Annotated in this window: 20 protein-coding genes; 8 read left to right on the forward strand and 12 right to left on the reverse strand. The window is 55.7% G+C overall.

Annotation, left to right across the window (positions count from 1 at the left end; genetic code table 11):
- Positions 1–7: 7 nt before the first annotated feature.
- Positions 8–919, reverse strand: coding sequence for a 4-hydroxy-tetrahydrodipicolinate synthase (gene dapA / locus EYR88_RS11655; RefSeq protein ID WP_131089941.1), 912 nt, complete (start codon positions 917–919; stop codon positions 8–10).
- Between the two features lie 67 nt (positions 920–986).
- On the opposite strand from dapA, the gene EYR88_RS11660 reads away from it, so the two are divergent.
- A complete protein-coding gene (locus EYR88_RS11660; protein WP_165477353.1) occupies positions 987–2,171 on the forward strand; it encodes a heparan-alpha-glucosaminide N-acetyltransferase domain-containing protein in 1,185 nt (394 codons plus the stop codon).
- A 74-nt stretch (positions 2,172–2,245) separates the two neighbouring features.
- On the opposite strand, the gene EYR88_RS11665 is transcribed toward EYR88_RS11660, so the two are convergent.
- The 3 genes from EYR88_RS11665 to EYR88_RS11675 form a co-directional block, all read right to left on the reverse strand.
- Positions 2,246–3,247: a sugar phosphate isomerase/epimerase family protein gene (locus EYR88_RS11665; RefSeq protein WP_131089943.1), complete on the reverse strand. Its 1,002-nt coding sequence runs from the start codon at positions 3,245–3,247 to the stop codon at positions 2,246–2,248.
- A gap of 48 nt (positions 3,248–3,295) precedes the next feature.
- Entirely contained in the window at positions 3,296–4,444 is a 1,149-nt protein-coding gene (locus EYR88_RS11670; protein WP_207306520.1) for a Gfo/Idh/MocA family oxidoreductase, read from the reverse strand.
- Between the two features lie 90 nt (positions 4,445–4,534).
- A complete protein-coding gene (locus EYR88_RS11675; protein ID WP_131089944.1) occupies positions 4,535–5,578 on the reverse strand; it encodes a substrate-binding domain-containing protein in 1,044 nt (347 codons plus the stop codon).
- A gap of 152 nt (positions 5,579–5,730) precedes the next feature.
- Between EYR88_RS11675 and EYR88_RS11680 the strand changes: the two genes are divergently transcribed.
- From EYR88_RS11680 to EYR88_RS11695, 4 genes are all read left to right on the forward strand, one after another.
- Positions 5,731–7,251: a sugar ABC transporter ATP-binding protein gene (locus EYR88_RS11680; RefSeq protein WP_131089945.1), complete on the forward strand. Its 1,521-nt coding sequence runs from the start codon at positions 5,731–5,733 to the stop codon at positions 7,249–7,251.
- A 107-nt stretch (positions 7,252–7,358) separates the two neighbouring features.
- Positions 7,359–8,336, forward strand: coding sequence for an ABC transporter permease (locus tag EYR88_RS11685; RefSeq protein WP_131090359.1), 978 nt, complete (start codon positions 7,359–7,361; stop codon positions 8,334–8,336).
- Positions 8,337–8,849: 513 nt separating this feature from the next.
- Positions 8,850–10,049 carry an ROK family transcriptional regulator gene (locus tag EYR88_RS11690; protein WP_131089946.1) on the forward strand — a complete coding sequence of 400 codons (1,200 nt, stop codon included), beginning with the start codon at positions 8,850–8,852 and terminating at the stop codon, positions 10,047–10,049.
- 139 nt (positions 10,050–10,188) lie between these two features.
- Entirely contained in the window at positions 10,189–11,121 is a 933-nt protein-coding gene (locus EYR88_RS11695; RefSeq protein ID WP_131089947.1) for a sugar phosphate isomerase/epimerase, read from the forward strand.
- Positions 11,122–11,179: 58 nt separating this feature from the next.
- On the opposite strand, the gene EYR88_RS11700 is transcribed toward EYR88_RS11695, so the two are convergent.
- Entirely contained in the window at positions 11,180–11,632 is a 453-nt protein-coding gene (locus tag EYR88_RS11700) for a tetratricopeptide repeat protein (protein WP_131089948.1), read from the reverse strand.
- Positions 11,629–12,387, reverse strand: a complete 759-nt coding sequence (gene dapB, locus EYR88_RS11705; protein ID WP_131089949.1) for a 4-hydroxy-tetrahydrodipicolinate reductase — start codon at positions 12,385–12,387, stop codon at positions 11,629–11,631. The genes EYR88_RS11700 and dapB overlap by 4 nt, the downstream gene beginning before the upstream one ends.
- Before the next feature lie 207 nt (positions 12,388–12,594).
- On the opposite strand from dapB, the gene EYR88_RS11710 reads away from it, so the two are divergent.
- Positions 12,595–12,993: a hypothetical protein gene (locus EYR88_RS11710; RefSeq protein ID WP_131089950.1), complete on the forward strand. Its 399-nt coding sequence runs from the start codon at positions 12,595–12,597 to the stop codon at positions 12,991–12,993.
- Between the two features lie 93 nt (positions 12,994–13,086).
- Positions 13,087–13,821, forward strand: a complete 735-nt coding sequence (locus EYR88_RS11715; RefSeq protein ID WP_165477354.1) for an alpha/beta hydrolase — start codon at positions 13,087–13,089, stop codon at positions 13,819–13,821.
- 75 nt (positions 13,822–13,896) lie between these two features.
- Here EYR88_RS11715 and EYR88_RS11720 read toward each other — a convergent pair whose 3' ends face one another.
- From EYR88_RS11720 to EYR88_RS11740, 5 genes are all read right to left on the reverse strand, one after another.
- Positions 13,897–15,261: a pitrilysin family protein gene (locus EYR88_RS11720; protein ID WP_131090360.1), complete on the reverse strand. Its 1,365-nt coding sequence runs from the start codon at positions 15,259–15,261 to the stop codon at positions 13,897–13,899.
- 145 nt (positions 15,262–15,406) lie between these two features.
- Entirely contained in the window at positions 15,407–16,867 is a 1,461-nt protein-coding gene (locus tag EYR88_RS11725; protein WP_131089952.1) for a PucR family transcriptional regulator, read from the reverse strand.
- 215 nt (positions 16,868–17,082) lie between these two features.
- Positions 17,083–18,591: an oligopeptide:H+ symporter gene (locus EYR88_RS11730; protein ID WP_131089953.1), complete on the reverse strand. Its 1,509-nt coding sequence runs from the start codon at positions 18,589–18,591 to the stop codon at positions 17,083–17,085.
- 460 nt (positions 18,592–19,051) lie between these two features.
- The gene (locus EYR88_RS11735) at positions 19,052–19,435 is read right to left on the reverse strand and encodes a hypothetical protein (RefSeq protein ID WP_131089954.1); all 384 of its coding nucleotides are present in this window, start codon (positions 19,433–19,435) and stop codon (positions 19,052–19,054) included.
- Positions 19,436–19,574: 139 nt separating this feature from the next.
- Entirely contained in the window at positions 19,575–20,066 is a 492-nt protein-coding gene (locus tag EYR88_RS11740; protein WP_131089955.1) for an S-ribosylhomocysteine lyase, read from the reverse strand.
- A 125-nt stretch (positions 20,067–20,191) separates the two neighbouring features.
- Here EYR88_RS11740 and EYR88_RS11745 point away from each other — a divergent pair, with 125 nt between their 5' ends.
- Positions 20,192–20,752 carry a purine-nucleoside phosphorylase gene (locus EYR88_RS11745; protein WP_131089956.1) on the forward strand — a complete coding sequence of 187 codons (561 nt, stop codon included), beginning with the start codon at positions 20,192–20,194 and terminating at the stop codon, positions 20,750–20,752.
- Positions 20,753–20,929: 177 nt separating this feature from the next.
- On the opposite strand, the gene EYR88_RS11750 is transcribed toward EYR88_RS11745, so the two are convergent.
- Positions 20,930–23,155: a polyribonucleotide nucleotidyltransferase gene (locus EYR88_RS11750; protein ID WP_131089957.1), complete on the reverse strand. Its 2,226-nt coding sequence runs from the start codon at positions 23,153–23,155 to the stop codon at positions 20,930–20,932.
- Positions 23,156–23,444 lie beyond the last annotated feature (289 nt).

Genomic DNA, 23,444 nt, shown 5'->3' on the forward strand with positions numbered 1-23,444 from the left:
CCTTTCGTTACAGATCCCATCCGCCTTCACGTAGGTCCGCGCGGATAGCATCGAGCTCTGCGTCCGACGGTGCCATAAGCGGCAGTCGGACGACGGTGTTCGGCAGGACACCCTGCCAGTGAAGTCCATATTTTGCGGCCACGGCGCCCTGTATGTGGCCCATGATGCCGCGCTGAATCGCGTCCAGCTCAAAGTGTGTGGTGCGTGCAGTAGCCAAATCCCCTGCATGCATTGCATTAACAAGCGTACGGTACTTAGCAGCTGCAACGTGAGCCGTAACCGAAACCACGCCGACAGCACCTGCTGCCATCAATGGCAAGGTCAGTCCGTCGTCACCCGAGTAGACATGAAGGTCGGTGTTGGCCAGCACGGTGGTGGTTGACTGGTAGTCCGACTTTGCGTCCTTGAGGGCAATGACCTGAGGAATCTTGGAAAGTTCAATAATGGTCTCAGGAGCCAGTGCGATTCCGGTTCGTCCTGGGATGTCGTAGAGCATGATTGGCAGCTCTACCGCTTCAGCGATGGCCTTTACGTGGGCAATGACGCCTGCTTGGCTTGGCTTGTTGTAGTACGGGGTGGTCAACAGCACACCGTCTACGCCAGCTGCCTTGGCGGCCAGCGACAGTTTGATCGAGTGGCGGGTGTCGTTGGTGGTGGAACCGGCCAGCACTGCTGCACGGTCTCCAACTGCTTCAACAACGGTGCGGAACATCTTGATGTTCTCTTCATCGCTCAGGGTTGAGGTCTCACCGGTGGTACCAGTGACCACCAAACCGTCGCAGCCATCATCGACAAGCTTCTGTGCCACTTTTGTTGCCAACGCGTAGTCGACCTCTCCCGCGTCATCGAAGGGAGTGATCATTGCGGTAAGCACAGTACCGAATGGGTATGCCTGATTATCAATTGCACTTGTAGCCATGGTTTTAAATCTACACGCGCGCATGTTGAGATGGCATCCACAGACAAATCCGTGGTGCGATAACTTTATGCAAATTTCGGGGAAGCAACAGCGTCTGTTAGGCGTTGATGCAGCACGTCTACTTGCCATTCTTGGCATGTTTGCGGCACACATTTTTGCGCTCTATCAGGCCAACGGCGACAGCGGATTTTCCCCTACATTTACCGGATCTGTGGCTTCTGGGCGGGCTTCAGTTTTGTTCATGGTGCTGGCGGGTTTATCACTGAGTCTTATGCATGAATCGCTAGCTCGTAAAGGCTTTTCGTACCCTAAGATTTACTCAGTCCTTGCACGGAGAGCATTAATAATTGCAGGCCTCGGAATGCTAATTGGGTCGGCAAATGAACGTATCGCAGTCATTCTTGTCCACTATGGGCTACTGTTTCTTTTGCTTCCACTAGCCCTCAGGCTCCCGAGAATAACCATTTGGGTAGTCTCGGCGTCTTGGGTGATAGTTATGCCGGTTTTATGGCGTCCACTCGCAGCAGCCTGGCTGGGGCAATCTCTGGGCCATAATCCAACCTACTTTGACCTCCTACTTCCAGCACCACTGCTCCAAGATTTGTTAGTTACCGGATACTACCCACTGATGATTTGGTTCGGTTACGGGTTGCTGGGGATCTGTCTAGCTCGTTGCAATTTGCGTAGCCAAAAGATCGCGGCCAGCCTAAGCATCATTGGCACCCTCGTAGCTCTTGGCACCTACCTTGTTGGCCGTGCAGTGAGTTTGGGGCATACAGAGCAAATTTCCCAGGCCGTAGGGACACCGTCCTCGACCGTGTCTACGCTCATCGCGGCAGGCCGGCTACCGGGGATCAATTTTGATCCCTACCTGACAAACATCGACTACCTGTGGCTGCCCACCGGCCACAGCAACTCGCTCTTGGCCACACTGCATGCGGCCGGCTGCGCCGTGGCAGTCATTGGTCTGCTCTTGCTTGTCATCCCTCACCTTGGCGTGCTTGGAAGGATCCTCGCCGGGGCCGGCCGGGCACCGCTAACCCTCTATGCGGGACATATTGTGTTGCTGCCAGCCCTGCAGTATTTCCTTGAACCGGTCGTGATTTGGTGGATCTTGATTACCGTCACCGCAGGTTTTGGCCTCTGGTTGGGCTTGACCAAAGCTTCGGGCCCTTTGGAATTCTGCATACGGATACTGAGTGGTGCCGATGCCACTTCCGGGACACAGAAGTCCACCCCGAATAACAAATGACAAACAGCGCTGTAGCGCCCGACTCTCTCTGATTGTGAGTCGGGCGCTACAGCGGGTTGGTCTTTTGCTTCGTATCAGTCTTGCTTAAAGGCTGCATCAAAAGAGGTTGAGGAGGCGGGGAAATCCAGCTTCTTCAACGCTGCAAGTGACTCCGGCGCTCCAAACAGGCGATCCATGCCGGCATCTTCCCATTCAATTGAAATCGGGCCGTCGTAACCAATGGCAGTTAGGGCGCGGAACGCGTCTTCCCACGGCACGTCCCCACGGCCAGCGGAGACAAAGTCCCAGCCGCGTCGCGGGTCTCCCCACGGAAGGTGGGAGCCTAACCCACCGTTGCGACCGTTGCCCATACGCATGCGGGTGTCCTTGCAATCCACGTGATAGATCTTCTCCTCGAAGTCTGAAATGAACGCGACCGTATCGATACCCTGCCACACCATGTGGCTCGGGTCCCAGTTCAGCCCGAAGGCCTCACGATGCCCAATGGCTTCGAGGGTCTTGACGGTGGACCAGTAGTCATAAGCAATCTCTGACGGATGGACTTCGTGAGCAAAGCGCACACCGCATTCGTCAAAGACGTCCAGAATTGGATTCCATCGATCAGCAAAATCTTGATATCCAGCGTCGATGACCTCTGCCGGTACCGGCGGGAACATCGCTACGTACTGCCAGATTGAGGATCCGGTGAACCCCACAACAGTCTTGACCCCTAGACGTTTGGCCAGTCGCGCAGTGTTCTTCAATTCCTCGGCGGCTCGCTGACGCACCCCTTCCGGGTCACCGTCGCCCCAAACCTTTTCACCCACAATTGCTTGGTGGCGGAAGTCGATCGGGTTATCGCACACCGCCTGCCCTTTCAGATGGTTGGAGATCGCCCAGACCTTCAGCCCATATTTTTCTAAAATGCCAAGGCGCTCGGCAATGTAGTCATCATCGTCCCAACGCCAAGCGTCAAGATGTTCACCGGAGACCGCGATCTCCAGCCCGTCGTATCCCCAACCAGCAGCTAGTCGGGCCACTTCCTCCAAGGGCAAGTCTGCCCATTGGCCAGTGAATAGAGTGAAATCGCGTGCCATCCGTTGACTCCTTGTGATTGCTTCCGTCGTACTGTACTGCAGTGATTCCTAGATGGTGGTTGCCCACGTACTGTTGTTGGCCGCGCTTTTCTGGACCGCGTCCAAAACACGCTGTACCTGATGGCCATCAGCGAAGGAAGGCTCAGGTTGCTGGCCTGCACCAATGGCATCAATAAAGTCCTTGGCCTGATGGACAAATCCATGTTCGTAGCCCAGCGTGTGGCCGGTGGGCCACCATGCTGACATGTAGGGGTGCGCTGGCTCGGTGACCATGATCTGGGCGAAGCCCTGTCTGGTGTCAGGCGCGGTGGCATCGTAGTAACCCAGTGAGTTGTAGTTCTCCAGGTCGAAAGAAATTGCACCCTTTGAACCGGAGACTTCAATGCGTAGCGAGTTTTTGCGCCCCGTGGCCATGCGGGTGGCTTCGAAAGTGCCTAGCGCTCCCCCATCAAATTGGGCCGTAAACGCTGCCGCGTCATCCACGCTGACCTGCCCGAGTTGTGACGGTGAATCCTGCAGGGGGCGTTCGTGAACGAAAGTTTCCATCACACCACTCACCCCGACGATCTTCTGTCCGGTGATGAATTGGGATAGATCCACAGCATGGGCACCAATATCACCCAGCGCACCGGTTCCCGCATGTTCTTTCTGCAACCGCCAGGTTAATGGAGAGTTAGCGTCAGCTAGCCAGTCCTGTAGATAGGCTGCACGCACCTGACGCACCTGCCCAATGACGCCGCTGGTCACCAGCTCGCGAGCAAAAGTGGCCGCAGGTACCCGGCGATAGGTGAAGCCGACCATCGCCTGAATGTCATTGCCGGCGCTTTGCGCAGCCTCGGCCATGGCTTTGGCTTCTTCAAGGGTGTTGGCCAGCGGTTTTTCGCAGAGCACATGCTTTCCTGCGGCTAGTGCAGCGATGGCGATCTCAGCGTGAGAATTGCCGGGAGTGACGATGTCGACCACGTCGATGTCATCGCGTTCAATGGCCGAACGCCAATCGGTAGAGGTTTCGGCCCAACCCCATTTTGCGGCAGCCGCCTGAACGTTCGTAGCATTGCGACCAACGAGCAGGGTCATCTCTGGTTGTAGTGGAAGATCAAAGAATCTAGGCGCAACGCGCCACCCTTGTGAATGCGCGGCCCCCATAAATCCATGCCCAATCAGGGCTACTTTTAAGACTGCTTTTTGGTTGGGCATGTACTTCCTCCTGCGATGGATCTTGTGGGGGTCATGTTCGGGATGGCCTGCCTGCTGTGGCTAGCCACCCCGAATCACTGCGGGCTCCGTTTAGGAGGTGAATGCGGTCGGCAGATACTGGTCGACGTTGTCCTTGGTAACTACCGGAGCGTTCAAAACGATGCGCTTCGGAGCTTCGACCTCGACCAAATCGCTCATGGCCTTGTTCTGGGCGATCAGTCGCGCAAGGCGCACTCCATCGGCGGCCTGGGTGGATGGGTACAGAACGGTGGCTTCAAGCACCGATTCACCACCCTTAATCAGGTCCATAGCGTTCTTTGAACCTGCACCGCCAACCATGAAGAATTCGTCGCGTCCGGCGCTGTCGATGGCAGCTAGGACACCGTGGCCCTGGTCGTCATCGTGATTCCAGATAGCGTCGATCTTTGGTGCGGCTGATAGTAGCTGGGAAGCGGCTGCTTCGCCGCCTGCAACGGTGAAGTCTGCTGGCACGCGGTTATCAACGTCGAGTCCGCAGACCTTGAGTGCTTCCTCAAATCCCTTACTGCGTTCCTGGGTCAGTGGCAAAGAATCAACACCGGGAATTTCTGCGACAACGGCATCAGGCTTATCACCCAATCGTTCACAGATGTATTCACCGGCACTGCGTCCCATTCCGTAGTTGTCCCCCAGGATGGTGGTGCGAGCGGCAGCTGGGCTGGAGAATTCACGGTCCACGTTGATGACCGGAATGCCCGCTTCCATGGCCTTGGTTGCCACAGCAGTTAGTGCTGCGCCGTCAGTTGGCAGCAGAACGATCGCGTTGACCTTGTCGTTGATGAACTGTTCAACCTGGCTGATCTGCAGGTTGGCGTCGTTGGTGCCCTCAGCAACTCGCAGGTCAACATCTTCCAAGGAATCGCCCTGCGCGATGGCGGCCGAGTTGATGGCACCGAGCCACCCGTGATCCGCAGCCGGACCCGAAAAACCGATGACTACCTTGTCGCCAGTTGCGGCGTTGCCTTCGCTGGAGGCATTTGATGGCTGTGCACTTTCGCCATCTGAACCCGACGAGCAGCCGGTGATCAGTGCGCCGATCGCCAGAAGGGCACCGGTTGTGACGAGCATTTTCCGTCCGGATGGAACTGCAAACATGTCTATCTCCTCAGTGAGTTAGGTGCGTCGACGCCGCATGCAGACCGAACTGTTCGGGCGCCCGTCAACGTGACTAGTGTCACAATAACAGAAGTTCGGGGAAAATCGACGAACTTCTACCGATTGCCGACATAATGTGTTAGTTTCATCACATGCTGAAAGATGAAAATCCACGTCCGCTCCTTGATGTTCGCGGGCTTACAAAGCGATTCGGCGCCGTTCAAGCGCTCAAAGGCGTCGACTTGTCCGTGCTACCCGGTGAAGTCCACTGCGTGATGGGACAGAACGGCGCAGGTAAATCCACGCTGATCAAAACACTGTCTGGTGTACACCAGCCCGATAGCGGTGAAATCTTCTGGGACGGCGAAAAGGTTGACCTCTCCACTCCCACCGCGGCACTAAGCCTTGGCATCGCCACCATGTATCAGGAACTCGACGTCGTTGACGGCCTGAGCATCACGGAGAACATCTTTCTAGGACATGAACGAGCAACCGGCGGGGTCCTTCATGTGAAGAAGGCCAATGCCATTGCCCGCACACTCCTAAAAAGACTGGGCCACGGCAGCCTCTCTCCTTCGCGCGAAGTCGGCACACTTTCAGCAGCTAACAAACAAATCGTCAGCATGGCCCGGGCACTGTCCCGCGACACCAAGCTGATCATCATGGATGAGCCCAGCGCCATCCTTGATGCCGGCGAAGTCCAGAATCTCTTCCGAGTGGTCCGCGAACTAACCGCTCAAGGCATTGCGGTTGTGTACATCTCCCACCGTCTTGAAGAGATTAGAGAGATCGGTGATCGGATCTCGGTGATCAAAGATGGTCAGAGCACCGCCAACAACATGGACGTTGCAGACACTCCCAAAGCCGAACTCATCCGTCGGATGACCGGTCGCGACGTATCCAACGTCTTCCCGGAACGCACTCCAATCTCCGTCACGGCCCCCGTGGTTCTAGAAGTCACTGACCTGGAACTCGCAGGGCACTTCGACAAACTCAGCTTCAGCGTACGCGCCGGAGAAATCCTCGGTTTTGCCGGACTCGTCGGCTCCCAACGCTCCGAAATCATCGAGACGATCTACGGAGCCCGAAAGGCCAGCGCCGGACAGGTCACCGTTAATGGAAAGCGGCTGACAGCTGGTTCGGTCACTTCCGCGGTGACAGCGGGAATCGGTTTATCCCCCGAGGAACGCAAAAGCCAAGGTTTGATCCTCGATGAACCCATTTACAAGAACGTCACCCTATCCACGTTTGAACGTTTTTCACGCACTGGATTGTTAGACGAGGCTGCAGAACGTCGTGCGGCCAGCGAACAAATCGAGGCGCTAGAGCTACGCCCTGCAGACCCGCAGCGACCGGCGCGCACACTTTCCGGTGGCAACCAGCAAAAAATCTTATTGGCCCGTTGGTTAGTTCATGGCACAAAAGTGCTACTGCTCGATGAGCCAACTCGTGGTGTGGACGTCGGTGCACGTGCAGAAATCTACACTCTCATCCGACGCTTGGCCGATGCAGGAACAGCCATCATCATCATTTCCAGCGAGATTGAAGAAGTCCTCGGCCTCTCCGACAATGTCTTGGTTATAGACAACGGACAGGTTCTCGCACAAAAAACAGCAACTGAAATCGACGAGCACGGTGTGCTCGACCTCGTCATGAAGGGAAGTGCCGCGTGAGCAAGCAGAAGATCGAGGTTGCTGAGCAACCCATCGCTGCGTCTACTCAGAAGCAAGCAGAGAACTCCGGCACTTCACACCGTTCAGGTGGCCTAGTGCAGAACTTGATGCACGGACCGGCTGGCAGGAGCTTAGGCTTGGTGGTTGCCTTGGTAGTGCTGGTCCTCATCGGCCTGATTACCAGCGGTGATCGTTTCACTTCATCAGAAAACATGTTGGTGATCTTGCGGCACGCATCAATCATTGGTGTGCTGAGCATTGGTGTCACGTTTGTCATTACCGCGGGAGGCATTGACCTTTCGGTTGGTTCGGTACTGGGCCTGACCTCCGTGGTTGGTAGCCTCACCGCGGTGCAGGCTGCAGCTTCGGATTCCACCTGGCTCATCATGGTTGTGGTGTCGTTACTTGTTGGCGCTATTGCGGGACTAATCAACGGTGTCATCATTGCCTACGGCAATGTGGTGGCCTTTATCGCCACGTTGGCGACCTTGGTTGCTGCTCGTGGTCTGGCAGAAATCATTTCCGAACGCCGCACCTTGCTGGTGACCAATACGGACTTCACCAAATTCATGCGCGCGGACTTCCTCGGAGTTCCCGTACTCGTGTGGATCTTCGCCTTGGTGGCTGCCGCAGGGTGGTTCTTGCTCAACCGAACCACCTTTGGACGACGCACCGTAGCCATCGGTGGCAACCTCGAAGCATCGCGTCTTGCCGGTATCAAGGTCAAGCGCCACATCGTTTCGCTCTATGTCTTAGTTGGTGTTGCTGCAGGTATCGCCGGGCTGATGATGATGGGCCGCACTACCTCGGGTACCTCAACCCACGGTTACCTCTACGAGCTGGACGCCATTGCCGCCGTAGTTGTTGGTGGAACCCTTCTGGTGGGTGGTCGAGGCACCATCATGGGTACCGTATTTGGTGTCCTGATCTTCAGTACGCTGACAAACGTGTTCACCCAGAACAACATGGACACCTCGGTTCAGGCCTTGGCCAAGGGAGCGATCATCGTCTTGGCAGTTCTACTGCAGCAGCGTTTCGCTTCCGGCAAGGTCCGTAAAGCCAAGAAGCTACCGCTCAAGGTATAGTTCCAACCTGGCTTCCAACAATCCACGCGGAATATCCGATCACGCCATCGGGGCTGGCCCTTGATCAACGGCCGAGGATCTTGGAGGACTGCAAATACACCCACCGACAAATGCGCGACGTCTTGAATCAGCCAGCGTATGCGTCGGTGGGTGGTGCGCCTTTTAATGTCGAGTCCAAAAATCGTTCCTGGGTGCGCCGTGCACGGAAGTGCGTGCCCTAGTTGGCCCGTTGTGGATTAAGCGCAGCTTCACTCGGCCAGTTCTCCGTCTACCGCTGAAGTCCTGAAACCGTCGTTGTCATAGACCCATACATGGACACATCCCTGCCCAATTAGCGGACCTAACGTCCTGGTGCCACGGCTCGGTTTGCGGCAAGCCGCGCTAGCCATGCAATTGTCTTGGACGCGCCTGCAGCCGGTGGATCACTCGTGGGTTGTAGTTCAGCAAACACTTACGGCGACACTTTTGGATGACTTCGAGGTGTTTCGTCGATTTTCGTGGTCTAATGAGTCGATGAATGACATAAGTAATTTCAGTGGCCTCAGCGGTTCAGGCGCAAGTGAACTTTTTCAGATCCTTCGCGACGGGCGCCCACGCACTCGTACTGAACTCGCAGACATTATGGGGCTGGCTCGTTCAACAGTCACCCTGCGCATCGAAGCCCTCATGGAGCTCGGACTCGTGGGTTACGTGGATGATGCCATTTCCACGGGCGGACGCCCCTCTACGCGCATTGCACTGAAGGCCGGAAGCAAGGTTGTTCTGGGGATTGATATCGGCGCTTCCCACGTCCGGGTGGCATTAACTGATCTACTCGGGCACAGGCTCAAAGAAGATGGTCAAAGCATTGAGGTTTCTAAGGGCCCGGAAATTGTGCTTGAAACCGCGGTAAAGATGGGTAAGAAACTCCTCAAAGACACCAAGCACTCCCCCGACGATCTGCTGTCCGTCGGCGTGGGCGTCCCAGGTCCAGTTGAATATCGCACCGGACGGCCATTCAACCCACCGATCATGCCTGGTTGGAACGGTTTTGACGTACCCGGCTTACTTAAAGATCACTTCCACGTCCCAGTTCTCGTAGACAATGACGTGAACATCATGGCACTGGGCGAACGCAATGCCTCGTGGCCAGATGTAGATAACATGCTCTTCGTCAAGATCGCCACCGGTATTGGCTCCGGAATAATATCCAGCGGCAGACTCCAACGTGGTGCAGACGGTGTTGCTGGCGATATCGGACATATTCGCGTACACAACGGCACCGGCATCCCTTGTCATTGCGGAAATCTAGACTGCCTCGAAGCCGTTGCCTCCGGCCCTGCTGTGGCAAAGAAGTTGCGTGCACTCGGTCATGACGCCAACACCAGCGACGATGTCATTGCACTGGTCAGCTCTGGCAACGCCGAGGCCGTACACGCCGTACGACAAGCTGGACGCGACGTTGGTGAGGTTCTCTCCGCTTGCGTGAGCCTGATCAACCCGTCAGTTATTGTCATCGGTGGCTCGATGACCCTTACCGGAGAACACTTTATTGCTGGCATCCGAGAAGTGGTCTATTCACGCGCAATCCCGGTGGCCACCCAGCATTTGCGTATTGTGCAGTCAGGACCCGGGCTCGATGCCGGAGTGCTCGGTGCCTGCATGCTCGCCATTCACCATGCCATGTCGCCAAAACATATTGATGCGCTCGTCAACGGACTTAAGTCCGACTAGATCAACAACCTTTCGTCGAATTTCGACAACTTTTGCTTGACAGGCGACAGAGATCAAAAATAGTGTTAGCTCCGTCACATGATTTATGCGCTGGTGCTTGTCGCATCTAGCGTTTACGGAACGCTAGAAAGGCGTCACTATGTGCTTCGGATTTAATGCTCCCGCCGCCCTCAAACGCTCACTGGAGCAAAAGGAGGTGGGCCGCCGCGGATTCCTCACTGGAGCCGCTGCTCTAGGCGCCACCATCGGTCTGGCCGGAATGGGGGTAGCCCCAGCAATTGCGGCACCGACCGGGCGCCGCCCAGTACCACCGGGACTGATCAGCATCCAGATGTACACCCTTCGTTCAATCATGAATGGTGAAGGCGTTGACCAGACGCTGGCAGCACTAGCCGACTACGGATACACCAAAATTGAGCTAGCTGGGTTCTATGGACGTACCGCCGAGCAATTGCGCGGCACCCTCGACTCGCTAGGCATCACGCCCTCCTCCAGCCACAGCGGCATGAGCGCTTCGCCAGCCGCACTGGAAACGAAGCTCGCCGATGCACTCACGTTGGGACAGAGCTACATCAACGTTCCATATCTGGTTTCCAGCAATGGAGATGACTGGCGCCGCTGGGCCGACCAAATGAATGAGGAAGCAGCTGCCGCTGCAGCTGTCGGTCTGAAATACGGATATCACAACCACGCCCACGAATTCACCACCGACCTTGGTGGCGGGCTGACCCCATGGGATGTCTTCACTAGCCGTCTGGATCCAAGTCTGGTGCACCTGGAAGTTGATCTGTACTGGGCAGTGACCGGTGGTGTCGGAGTGGGAGCGAAGGATCCTATCCAGTTTGCCATCGACACGATTGCGCAGGCTCCGCAAGAGACGTTGCAGTACCACGTCAAAGACCGCGATCTCTCCGGTGACTTTGCGGACCTAGGCACGGGAGCCATCGACTTCTCGCGTATCTTCTCCGCACACCGGCCGAAGGAATTTGTTGTGGAGAACGACAGCCCTGATGTCACTCCGCTGCAGACTGCGGAGGTTGGTTTCAATTATCTGCGCAAGCTGCGTTTCTAGAAGCTAAACGTTTGGCCAGGCACTTATGTGCCTGGCCAAATTCTTTTCAAACTAAAAGCTACTTGCTAACTTTCTCGGCTTCGCGCCATAGTCCAATCGCGGTGCGCATGGAGGTTCGAGCCCGACCTTTATCGCCACAGGCTTCGTAGGCCAGGGCCAAACGGTACCAAGATTTCCAGGACTCTGGGTTCTCTTCAACGTCACGCTGATGATTGGGGAAATCTTCGTCTGCAGCGGAACGAATAATACGGCCCGACGGCTTTCGGGGCAGGTCCTTAGGCAGTTCGCCCGAGGCGGCCAAGGATTTACCCATCTTCTCGGTACGTAGCCCAAAGAGGATTTCACGAATCAGGATCCAAACGCAGAGCGCAGGAATGACTAAGATCGCCACACCCATGAGCTGAGCAATCAATACGCCTGAGCCCATAAAGCGGAAGGCCTGAGTGAAGGTCATGCCGATGTACAAGGCAAAGAGCAGGAGTATCCCGCCGACCCAAAGCTTGGTTTTCACTGTCCGAGCTCCAAATATCCGTCTAGGCCATAGGTCAGTCCTGGGCGCGACTCTACGGTTCGCAGTCCCAACAAGACCCCTGGCATGAACGAAGCACGGTCAAAGGAATCGTGACGCAAAGTCAGCTGTTCTCCTTGGCCGCCAAGAAGTACTTCCTGATGTGCCACCAGCCCACGCAGTCGAACCGAATGTACATGGATGCCGTCCACTACCGAGCCGCGAGCGCCATCAAGCTGAGTTTCGGTGGCATCGGGGCTGGCTGGAACTCCGGCAGCTTCACGTGACTTCGCCACGAGTTCGGCAGTACGCACTGCTGTTCCGCTGGGAGCATCAACCTTGTTCGGGTGATGCAATTCAATAATTTCTACAGATTCAAAGTACTTTGCTGCGGTGGCAGCGAAGGCGCTGGCCAGCACCGATCCCAGAGCGAAGTTTGGTGCGATCAACACACCGGTCTGCGGACTCTTGTCCAGTAGCGCTTCAAGCTCAGCCCGGCGTTCGTCATCCCACCCGGTGGTTCCGACCACTGCGTGCAGGTGATTCGCCACCGCGAAGCGAACGTTGGCTTCGGTAGCATCCGGAACCGACAGATCAACCACGTGGGTTGCTCCCGCCTCAAGAATCTGAGCGAGGTCATCGCCTCGACCTAAACTGGCTACTAATTCCATGTCGGCAGCTTCGTTAACGGCCTTGACCGCTTCGGCTCCCATTCGTCCGGCCGCACCGAGCACGGCTACCTTGATCTGTGCACTCATGAGCTTAAGCCTATCGTTTTCGTCGGCTCCCTCTAGCCAACAATGACGTGCCCGCCTCACCATTCCGTAATGCCGGTGATCATTGAACATCCAAATAATTTGAATCGGTGGCTGCTCTACGGCCAGTCCAGCTTGTTTTGCCCCGCAACTCGGGGAAAAATAAGCTTCAGGAACCTCCGAACAGTGAGCAGGGCTATGGGTCAGAAAATGGGACGTTTAAGTCTAGGCATCAGTGTCATACTGGTTGCCACCTTCGCTGTGACATCGTGCGGGTCAGATACCGAACCGATTTCGCTGTCCGATCAAGAACTCGCCGACGTAGTCAACGTAGTTCAAGAGCAGGGAACCGTCATTGATGGCGCATCCTGTCAGGTCGAAATTTTCCGCATTGAAGCTTCCACCACTTATGGCTGGGCCACCTGTGCACCGGCCGAAGAGAGCGATCCTCAAGCAGTCGCCCAGGCAGATGCCTTCCCATTCCGCATCGATGGTGACAAGCTACGTCGCCCCGATGAAGGCGGTAACTATGCGAAGGACGTAGAGAAGCTTTTCCCTGAAGATCTACGTTCGGCCATCACCCAGCACGCCACGGGGGCCACCGGATAGGTTTTGCGGCAGTTGATGAAGTAAACGGTGGGTGAGCAATCCTGCTGTTGTTTAAAGGTTTGTGAGCGCACATCTAGCGCCATGAAAGGCCACGTGCGTCACGAATATTTTGGGCAGTTGCCCTCTACCCTCAATACCCGTCTGTCCGTTCGGGTTGCCGGAACCGGACCGGACGTAGTTCTCATTCATGGGTTGGGAGCTTCCAGCAGATACTTCACTCCCCTAGCAAATATCCTTGCGAGGAAATATCGGGTCATCGTTCCGGAGCTACCGGGTCACGGCAAGAATTTAGATGACGGCCGTCCGGTAACTGTAGCCCGGTTTGCCCACGAAGTTGCCCTGGCCCTTCGTGAGCTGAAAGTTGAAAAGGCAATCGTTCTCGGCCATTCAATGGGCGCCCAAGTCTCCATCGAACTTGCGCGAACCTGGCCTACATTGGTCAAGCACCTGCTTGTCGCAGCCCCCTCGGTTTACGACCGGGAAGCCACGCTGTTCCGGCAAGCACGCCGACTGATCCAAGACTTTCCTCACGAGCTGAACTCGGTCAAAGCCATCTTGCTAGTTGACTATCTTCGCTGTGGCATTCCGTGGTGGGCCAAGAGTTGCGAGCAGATGTTGGGTTACTCCACCATTAATCTGCTCAAGACCGTCACCTGTCCGATCGATGTTCTCTGCGGTACTCGAGATCCATTATCTCCGCCAGAATTTGGTGTACGTCTGATCGCCGGAATTGAACGCGCCAAGCTGACCATCATGAAACAAGGCGCCCACGGTTTCAATTTTTCTCATGCGCCCGAGATAGCCAGGATTATTGACGCTGCCAATTAGCTAGCTAACGGCCTGAAGCAAGAAAAACCGCGGTATCCCTGCTCTTAGCTGGGATACCGCGGTTTTTCATAGGACCTATAGACCCAGAGCGGCCTCGTCTTCGAACGGACCGACAACGGTGATGACTCGGTCCTTGGCGGCCAGTTCCTGAGCGAGCTCTTGAACTTGCTTGGCGGACACCGCGTTCACCTTGTCCAAGGCTTCATCGATGTCTTGGAATTCGCCGGTAACCATCTCTGCGCGTGCAAGACGCGACATACGGCTTCCCGGATCCTCCAGAGCCAGTACAGTGCCGCCAGCAAGCTGACCCTTAGCTTGGGTTAGCTCGGCTTCAGTGATTCCCTCGCTGGCCAACCGATCCAATTCAGCACCGAGCAACGTGATGACTTCGCCAGCCTTAGCCGGTGCGCATCCGGCATACATGCCGAAGTAACCTGCATCTGTGTAAGCGGCCGAGAAGGAATAGGTTGAGTACACCAGTCCACGCTTTTCGCGGATTTCCTGGAACAAACGTGAGCTCATTCCCCCGCCCAGCACGGCGTTGAGGACGGCCAAAACCTGACGGCGCTCGTCATGCCCGGTGATGCCAGCGCAGCCCATGATGATATTGGCCTGTTCCACTGGACGGTTGACGACTTCAATGCCAGCCCTTGAGGTGATCTGCGCCGGTTGCGCCGCACGTCGCGGTTCAGGCACGGCCAGCGGATCTAGATCCCAGCCAGCTTCACCCAGGGCTTCAAGCACCATGGTGCACAACGTGTCATGCTCTAGCGAGCCAGCGGCGGTAATGATCAGTTCGCTCGAACGATAATGGGCGCGGTAGTGCTCCATCACTGCTTCACGGCTGATGTTGTTGATTTCTTCTGGGGTGCCACCAATCGGGCGACCCAGTGGGTGCTCCCCCAAGACTCGGGCAACAAAACGTTCGTGGGCTACGTCTGTCGCATCATCAGCGTCCATCGCCAATTCCTCGATGATGACGCCGCGTTCCTGCTCCAGCTCTTGTGGGTCAATGACTGCCGAGGTGACCATGTCTGCGATGACATCTAGTGCCATCGGCAGATCGGTATCGAGTACCCGTGCGTAGTAGCAGGTCGATTCCTTGGCGGTTGCGGCATTTGATTCGCCGCCCACAGCATCAAATGACTGCGCGATCTCCAAAGCGGAACGCTTTTTTGTTCCCTTGAACAACAGGTGCTCTAGGAAGTGGGTTGACCCGTAGTGGCCAGCCTCTTCATCGCGTGAGCCCACTGGAACCCAGAAGCCTACGGTAGTTGAGCGTTGTCCGGGCATGGCTTCAGTAAGTACGCGAACGCCGCCAGGCAAGATACTGCGCCGGACTTCAGAGCCGCCCTCTCCGCGGTGGACCAAGGTAGGGTCCGCCGGGTCTGTCGGAGAGAACTGATTTGTCTCCACCGAATGCAACGGCAATGGAATCATGGCCACGAATATACGTCCTTAAATCTTCAGAAATAAGCCTGTTCAGGGCTTGGAACTTTGCTCTCATTCTCCCACAGAACGGTGGGGCGCAAGCAACCGCCAAGCAGTGCACTTGCCGGTGAAACGTCAGCTATCGGCACGAATTTCAGCTACGCTTCAGCGCGATTCTTGCGATCCATAACTCGGCCAGATCTTTACTCGATTTCAGGTTTCTGCCGGTCAGCTGTTCGATTCGCCCGATTCGGTAGCTCAAGGTCTGGCGGTGGATCCCCAACTTCGCTGAGGTTTCAATCCAGTTTCGGTTTTCATCGAGGTAAGCGCAGAGCGTATCGATCAGGCTCTGTTCAGAGGAACCGGCCTGACGTAGCGGCCCCAAGACGCGTTCCACAATTTCTTTGGCTTGGCTTTCGGACTTCGGAGCTAAGGAAAAACTGACTTCGTCATAACGCACAATTCCGGTTTTCGGGCCGTCCGACGATTCGTAGGCTACCTGTGCTCGAAGTAGCCCATCTTTGACCCCACCAAGGTTGGTGATGGTCGGCGAGATGCCAATTCCAATGCCATGGTATTCGCTCAAACTTTGAAGCACCGGCAAGTCCGCAGAGCGTACGAGTGACGCGTAGTAACCATTTTGTATATGACTGGCGTGGGCGATACCGGCCAAGCTCAAGGATGAAAAGACCAGCTCTTCATTGTTCGTGGAGGTAATGGCCACCATGAGGTCTTGAACTGGTTGTCCAAGTTGGGTGGCATCGCGTACCAAACGGTCTTGCGGAGTACTGCTCTCCAGCGAGTCAGGGAGCAAGTGTCGGCGCTGATGCGCCAATCCAAGGGCGGTATGAGTCCGGCGATTAACTTCCCCGGCGATGACCTGACTTAGATGGGTCATGGTGAAAGAATCCAGCATAGAGCCAGGGCTTTCTTCCACAAGTAACACCGTGGAGCGTTGCGTCGGAAGGCTCCACACCGAAAGTTCTCCCCCGCGCAATGAACCCATGCGGTTGATCATCCCTTGCCCATAAGGCAAGACCTCAGATGCCAACTTCTTGATCTCTGAACTATCTACGGTGAGCGATCCAGGAAGTACATCAACACCGGTAGCTACATCCACTGCCGTCATGGCAACCTTGAAGACACTCTCCAGTTGTTGCGCAAAGCCAGAAGGGTGTTCGTACTCGCCCAGGGCTGCCCGATACAAATGGTTCAGCGTCATCAGCTGCTGCGCTTGGTTACTCTTGTTGGCTGCCGCGACCATGCGCACGATGCTGGCAAACGGAACTGCACGTTTCATCAACATCACCGGAAGCCCGAGATGGTTCGCCGTCTCTAGTGCTTCGGGATGCAGCTGTGGTGCTAGGTCGTTATCCTCGACCACCACTCCGCAAAGGCCAGCGCGTTCCAGACGGCGGATGAACTCAACTTGTTCCTGCGCATCATTGGGTACACAGTGACCGATGGTCATCAACAGTTCGTTCTGTCCCAGCCAACGGTAGGGGTCTGGCAATTCGCAGCTATGGGCCCAGAGGATTTCTCGATTGATCCCCTCGGATCCTGCGATCAGCCGGCATCCGGTGGCTTCCATAGCGAGTAGGTCAGAAATGATCATCTGAGCCTGCCGCCTCTGCCGGGGCGCAGAGCTGCGCAATCTTTCTCAACTGAAGCCATGCCTTCAACCGTACCTTTGCCCCTCAGCAAAAGTAGACAAAATTCCTGTGCAGTTCTTCACCCGAACTATCTGCGGATACAACAAAGCCCGTCGGATCAATTAATCCAACGGGCTTTGTGGTGGTTCTAGCCTGTGGAGGTTTTAGACTGAGATGCTTAGAGCCCGGCGTACAGGTTTTCCTGTAGCTTCCGGCGGAAGATCCACAGTACGATACCGACAATCACGCCGGCACCAATGATGCAGATGAAGTACGAGTAATCGCTGATGACGGTGTAGAGCTGGCCGAAGAGTCCGGAGAAAGCCGAGCCTAGGGACAGGGTCAAGAAGTTCAATCCGACCATTTGTGAACGGAAGCGCTCAGGACCGATACGGGTAGCCAGTGAAAGGCTTATCGGTCCAACGAAGACTTCCGAAGCACCGGCAGCCATCATGACAAGCACGATGAGCAACAGCGGGATCAATGCGCCTTCATACATCTTGAGCACAAGGAGCATGATGATGTACGCGCAACCCATGTGGAACATGCCAACCGCAAACTTGGACGGTGCACCCGGACCGCTGTTTCCCGATTTGTCCCAGAAGTAGGTGACAAATGGGGTAATCAGCACTGCAGCGAACTGCGCAAGCATGGTGATCCAAGCAACCGGAACGCTCCACCCGGCAATGACGAGGTCAACGCGTTCGGAAATCAGGATTGCAATGGTGGTTGATTGCTGGAACAGCAGGCCAAAGAAGAGGCCACCAGCCAGGAACAACGGAAGGTAGGCGCTCACACGACGCTTCTCGTCCTTGGTGACTTCCTTGCTGCCAAGCATCATGATGAAGTACCACGCGGCGCTAGCCAGAATCAGCACAGTGGTGATGGCAGACAGCGATGAGGCAGGGAGCAATCCCGAAGACAAGATGACGATAATGGCCAACAAGACCACCACGGCAATGATGCTCAGACGCACCAGCTTGGACTTTTCGATGGGGCGTTCAACAACACCAGACTTCGCTGGAAGCTTGGCCATGGACGCCATATATACGCCCAACGAAACCAACATACCGATTGCTGCCAAGCCGAAGCCTACGTGGAATCCCCACTCGTTCTGGGCGAAGCCCGAAGCCAGTGGTCCGGTGACGGCACCCATGTTGATGGCCAGGTAGAAGTAGGCAAATCCTACGTCTCGACGACCTTCATCTTGGCCTTCAACGGCGAGTCCAACGATGTTAGTGATGTTGGTTTTCAGTGCGCCGGTACCCAAGATGATCAAGCCCAGGCCAATAGCCAAGCCGGTCATTCCTGAGATGAAGGCCAATGCGACGTGACCGGCGGCGATGATGATGCCACCGATGAATACCATCCACTTTGGGCTGATGACTCGTTCGCCCATCCACGAACCGAGCAGCTGAGCCAAGTAGACCGAACCACCGTAGGCGCCAACGATGCCCGATGCGGACGCCGCGTCAATTCCTAGGCCGCCTTCGGAGGCGGTGTACAGAAGGTAGAAGGTCAGGATGCCGTTGAGACCGTAGAACGAAAAACGTTCCCAGAATTCGGTAAAGGCTAGCGTGCCTACGCCGCGTGGTACGCGTGGCTTATCGCTACTATCTGCCGTCGCCGAGGCGGCCTCGGCTTGTTCTAATCTCGGATCTTGCTCGTCGAGTTCAGTGTTTGGCATTGTGGTCGGTCTCCGCTTTCCAAAAATGTGAAGATCAGCCTTGGCCCATAGGCACCGCGAAAAGCTCGCAGAAGCGTACTGCTCTACGAACGCGACATTGCGACTTTCCGTGTTTCTCAAAGCTCATTTGTTACCCGACTCACTCTAGAGTCTTGAAGGTGCCCCAACCCTCATACAGATCAACAAAAGCTTGGGCAACAACTATCCAATGAAACAAGAGGTGCGTCACAAGCATTTTGGTGAGTGCCGAAAATTCGGTCTTTTTCAGGGTTCGCTCAGAGATGCGAGGGCGAGCGAAAACCGAGTCACTAAGTGCCACGGTTCACATTAAATTTTGGCCAGAAGGGCCAAGATCCCCGAGATAACTTCAGATTTGCTCAAAACAGGAACAGGCCATGCCGGGCCGCCCCTGTTCTCTACAGGTTCAACCCGCGCGCGGCTTGGCGCAAAACTAGTTTGTTTAGGACTCGTCGAGGTATCCACGCTTTGCAGCGTCATCACATACTGGCGTCTTGTGTTCCGGGTCAATCGAAGAACAAGCTAGGTAGGCAGAGTTCGCCGCTTCTTCAACACTCAACTCTTCGTAACCCACGGAGCCCGGATTGTACGAAACTGCGGTGCTCCATTCGTCCAAGTCCTTGCATGCGTCTAAGCCCTTGGCTTCAGCCTCTTTGATCTTGGTTTCGGAGGCATCTTTATCTGACCAAGTCTTGTTCTGTGCCGAGATGGCATCTTGGCATCCCTGAGAGATGGTGGCCGTTCTGGCCGAATCTAGATCCGCGCATCCGCTGGTTGAGCAAATAATGAAGGCTACTACGGCAGCTGAGGAAAGAACTTTGCGCATATCAACCATGCTACCCAAAGCACCTAGGGTTTGGCTGAGACGGTGCGCCCCATTGATTTATTCGTGGCCTGCAAAACGCAAAAGATCTCGTGCTTCTCCGTAGAAGAAGCACGAGATCCCGAGAAAATTAGCGAGCTATTTATGCAAGCTTGGAACGCTTGAAGGCATCAAGGCTAATTCCTTGTTCCAGAATTACCTTGGCCCATTCGCGTGCCGAGTGCAGCGAGTGGTCGCGGTAGTTACCGCAGCTCTTTGCTTCGGTGCCTGGAACATCGTCCCAGGTGATCTTCTCTGCAATGTCTTCCAACGAGCTTTTGACCGCTGCAGCGACCTCTGCTGGCTCGGGCTCGCCCCACAAGATCATGTGGAAGCCGGTACGGCAGCCGAATGGGGAGAAATCAATCAGGCCATCGATGCGGGTGCGCAGTAGTCCGGCCATGGTGTGCTCAATCGTGTGCAGACCAGCGGTAGGGATTTCACCGTGGTTTGGCTGCACAAAGCGGATGTCGTAATTGGTGATTGCATCGCCCTTAGGCCCACGCTCAACTCCAATTTTTCGCACGTAGGGCGCTTTGACCTTGGTGTGATCCAAGGCAAAGCTTTCAACTTCAGCAAGTTCAATATCACTCATGAATAAAGTGTATCCGTTGTGCCTACCGAGAATCGATGCCTGTTAATGAGTCGTAACCGGTAGACTTCTTAGGACGTTCGGGTGCAGTAATCTACCCGAGCTGACTTCATTTAGAGGGGAAATTCATGTCGGATCAGAAGTCCTTGCTCGTCTTTGCGCATCAAGACGAAGCAGTAGCCTTTGCAGATGTAGAACACCTGATTTCAGGCGTCGGCAAGATCAATGCATCGGTTGCTCTGGCAGGCGCCCTTGCTGACGGAAATATCAAGAATGTCATCGTTCTGGGTACCGCTGGTGTTGTGGGACATGCAGGCGAAGACCGTCCAAGCCTTGAGACCATCTACCAGGTCACGAAACTCATCCAGCATGATTTCCCATTGCCTTCGGCGGACGTAGATCCCACCGGCGAGATCGTTCTGCCCGACTTCCAAGCCGTGATGGCTACTGGTGACGTGTTTGTATCAAATGATGAGCAGCGCGTTCACATCAAGGAGCTCGGTGCTTCCTTGGTGGACATGGAAGGCTACGCCTACGCCAGCATCTGCCAGCGCTTTGATATTCCGCTGCAGATCTTCAAGATTCCATCTGACTACGCTGACGACTCGGCATCCATTGATGAGTGGGACGAGATCGCTAAGCAGAAGAGCGTTGCACTACGCGAGTTCTACGACAAGAACTTGGTCTAAGCACTAAGTTCTCTGAAACGCACCGGATCTTTGAACCACATGGTTTTTAGCTCCGGTGCGTTTTGTGTTTTTGCTGAATACCACAAGCCAAGAAATCCCAGCGGCGCTGCAGTGGGTATAAAAAACCTCGGTCCCCCACCAAGTGGAGAACCGAGGTTTTTTGATGGAGTCTAGAAACTACTCTGCAGCAGCTTCTTCGTCCTCTTCAACAACTGGAGCCAGCGACAACTTGCCACGGTCATCAATCTTGGTGATCTCAACCTGTAGCTTCTGGCCAACGCCGACAACGTCTTCGACGTCCTCAACACGCTTGCCATCGTTGATCTTGCGCAGCTCAGAGATGTGCAGCAGACCGTCCTTGCCAGGAGTCAATGAAACGAACGCACCGAAGGTGGTCAGCTTCACGACGGTACCCAGGTAACGCTCGCCAACCTCAGGAACCTGAGGGTTAGCAATAGCATTAATGGCCGAGCGGGCAGCTTCAGCGGCTTCGCCACCGGTTGCGCCGATCAGCACGGTGCCATCATCTTCAATCGAGATGTCAGCGCCGGTGTCTTCCTGGATCTGGTTGATCATCTTGCCCTTAGGGCCGATGACTTCACCGATCTTATCCACTGGAATCTTCACGGAGATGATTCGTGGAGCGTTGACGTTCAGCTCATCTGGAGTATCGATGGCCTGGTTCAGCACGTTCAGGATGTGCAGGCGAGCTTCACGAGCCTGGGTCAGCGCAGCGGCCAGAACCGAAGCTGGAATACCATCCAACTTGGTGTCCAACTGGATTGCGGTAACAAACTCAGAAGTACCGGCAACCTTGAAGTCCATGTCACCCATGGCATCTTCGGCACCGAGGATATCGGTCAGGGCAGCGTAACGGGTTTCGCCGTTGACGGTGTCCGAAACCAGACCCATAGCGATACCGGCGACTGGTGCCTTCAGTGGCACACCAGCGTTCAGCAGCGACAGGGTCGAAGCGCAAACCGAGCCCATGGAGGTCGAGCCGTTGGAGCCCAGTGCCTCAGAGACCTGACGGATTGCGTATGGGAATTCCTCACGGCTTGGCAACACTGGAACCAGTGCGCGCTCTGCCAGTGCACCGTGGCCGATTTCGCGGCGCTTTGGTGAACCAACACGGCCGGTTTCACCGGTCGAGTATGGAGGGAAGTTGTAGTTGTGCATGTAACGCTTGGACTTCACTGGGGACAGCGAGTCAATCTGCTGTTCCATCTTCAGCATGTTCAAGGTGGTTACGCCCATGATCTGGGTTTCGCCACGCTCGAAGATTGCCGAACCGTGAACGCGAGGCAGAACCTCAACCTCGGCGGAGAGCTGACGGATGTCAGCCAATCCACGTCCGTCGATACGGATCTGATCGGTCAAGATGCGCTGGCGCACGATGTGCTTGGTGACTGCGCCGAAGGCCTTGGAGATCTCGCCCTCACGGCCAGCGAAGGTGTTGCCTTCACCGGTCAGAGATGCAAGAACTTCGTCCTTGTAAGCGCTAGCAGCGTTGTCGCGCTCCTGCTTGTCAGCGATGGTGTAGATTTCAGCCAAGCGGGTCGAAGCAGCAGCTTCAACAGCAGCGAAAGCATCTTCTTCGTAATCGCGGAAGACTGGGAACTCAACGGTTTCCTTGGCAGCGCGAGCAGCCAGATCAGCCTGAGCGTCGCACAGAACCTTGATGAATGGCTTTGCAGCCTCAAGACCTTCTGCAACAACCTCTTCGGTTGGAGCCTGAGCGCCGCGTTCCTTGATCAGTTCCCAAGAGTTGTCGGTAGCTTCAGCTTCCACCATCATGATGGCAACGTCGTCGCCTGCAACACGGCCGGCAACGACCATGTTGAAGACAGCGTTCTTCAGCTCGGAGTGGCGTGGGAAAGCAACCCACTGTGCGCCGTTTCCGTCGTCAACCAGTGCAACGCGAACGCCACCGATTGGGCCGGAGAATGGCAGACCCGAAAGCTGAGTGGACATCGAGGAAGCGTTGATTGCTACAACGTCGTACAGCTCATCTGGATCGATGGACAGGACGGTAACAACAACCTGAACCTCGTTGCGCAGACCCTTGACGAAAGCTGGGCGCAGTGGGCGGTCCATCAGACGGCAAGCCAAGATGGCTTCGGTCGATGGGCGGCCTTCGCGGCGGAAGAAGCTACCTGGGATACGACCGGCAGCGTACATACGCTCTTCAACGTCCACGGTCAGTGGGAAGAAGTCGAAGCCTTCGCGTGGGTGCTTGCCGGCGGTGGTTGCCGAAAGCAATGCGGTTTCATCATCGATGTAAACCATTGCCGAACCTGCAGCTTGCTTAGCAAGGCGGCCGGTCTCGAAGCGAATGGTGCGGGTGCCGTAGCGACCGTTGTCGATCTGTGCTTCGGCGAATTGGATTTCTGGACCCTCCATTAAGGGGGTTCTCCTTTCGTTCGCTCCCAGCTAGGTGGATAAGCGAACCGTGTGGCCCTACCCAGATCTGGTCTTCGATCGAGACTCGCGCTAGCGTGCGATAAGCACTTGAGCGAAAGCCACTACCGAGGACCGCGAAGCTGGCGGTCGGGACCAACGGTTGGTCAGCCCTGGGAGTTATTTTCATTCGGGGTCTGCATAGAACATGCTGACCCAAGTACTAGCCTACCGGGAATTGGCCAAAGCTGCAGATCTCGACTGGCCAGCCCAAACTGAGAACATCATCATG

The sequence above is a fragment of the Arthrobacter sp. S41 genome (assembly GCF_004320535.1).
Classification (GTDB): domain Bacteria; phylum Actinomycetota; class Actinomycetes; order Actinomycetales; family Micrococcaceae; genus Glutamicibacter.

Bases quoted from the DNA above. Each gene is read 5' to 3' on its own strand.
- dapA (WP_131089941.1), bottom strand. From the start codon at position 919: ATGGCTACAAGTGCAATTGATAATCAGGCATACCCATTCGGTACTGTG.
- EYR88_RS11660 (WP_165477353.1), top strand. From the start codon at position 987: ATGCAAATTTCGGGGAAGCAACAGCGTCTGTTAGGCGTTGATGCAGCA.
- EYR88_RS11665 (WP_131089943.1), bottom strand. From the start codon at position 3,247: ATGGCACGCGATTTCACTCTATTCACTGGCCAATGGGCAGACTTGCCC.
- EYR88_RS11670 (WP_207306520.1), bottom strand. From the start codon at position 4,444: ATGCCCAACCAAAAAGCAGTCTTAAAAGTAGCCCTGATTGGGCATGGA.
- EYR88_RS11675 (WP_131089944.1), bottom strand. From the start codon at position 5,578: ATGTTTGCAGTTCCATCCGGACGGAAAATGCTCGTCACAACCGGTGCC.
- EYR88_RS11680 (WP_131089945.1), top strand. From the start codon at position 5,731: ATGCTGAAAGATGAAAATCCACGTCCGCTCCTTGATGTTCGCGGGCTT.
- EYR88_RS11685 (WP_131090359.1), top strand. From the start codon at position 7,359: ATGCACGGACCGGCTGGCAGGAGCTTAGGCTTGGTGGTTGCCTTGGTA.
- EYR88_RS11690 (WP_131089946.1), top strand. From the start codon at position 8,850: ATGAATGACATAAGTAATTTCAGTGGCCTCAGCGGTTCAGGCGCAAGT.
- EYR88_RS11695 (WP_131089947.1), top strand. From the start codon at position 10,189: ATGTGCTTCGGATTTAATGCTCCCGCCGCCCTCAAACGCTCACTGGAG.
- dapB (WP_131089949.1), bottom strand. From the start codon at position 12,387: ATGAGTGCACAGATCAAGGTAGCCGTGCTCGGTGCGGCCGGACGAATG.
- EYR88_RS11710 (WP_131089950.1), top strand. From the start codon at position 12,595: ATGGGACGTTTAAGTCTAGGCATCAGTGTCATACTGGTTGCCACCTTC.
- EYR88_RS11720 (WP_131090360.1), bottom strand. From the start codon at position 15,261: ATGATTCCATTGCCGTTGCATTCGGTGGAGACAAATCAGTTCTCTCCG.
- EYR88_RS11725 (WP_131089952.1), bottom strand. From the start codon at position 16,867: ATGATCATTTCTGACCTACTCGCTATGGAAGCCACCGGATGCCGGCTG.
- EYR88_RS11730 (WP_131089953.1), bottom strand. From the start codon at position 18,591: ATGCCAAACACTGAACTCGACGAGCAAGATCCGAGATTAGAACAAGCC.
- EYR88_RS11735 (WP_131089954.1), bottom strand. From the start codon at position 19,435: ATGCGCAAAGTTCTTTCCTCAGCTGCCGTAGTAGCCTTCATTATTTGC.
- EYR88_RS11740 (WP_131089955.1), bottom strand. From the start codon at position 20,066: ATGAGTGATATTGAACTTGCTGAAGTTGAAAGCTTTGCCTTGGATCAC.
- EYR88_RS11745 (WP_131089956.1), top strand. From the start codon at position 20,192: ATGTCGGATCAGAAGTCCTTGCTCGTCTTTGCGCATCAAGACGAAGCA.
- EYR88_RS11750 (WP_131089957.1), bottom strand. From the start codon at position 23,155: ATGGAGGGTCCAGAAATCCAATTCGCCGAAGCACAGATCGACAACGGT.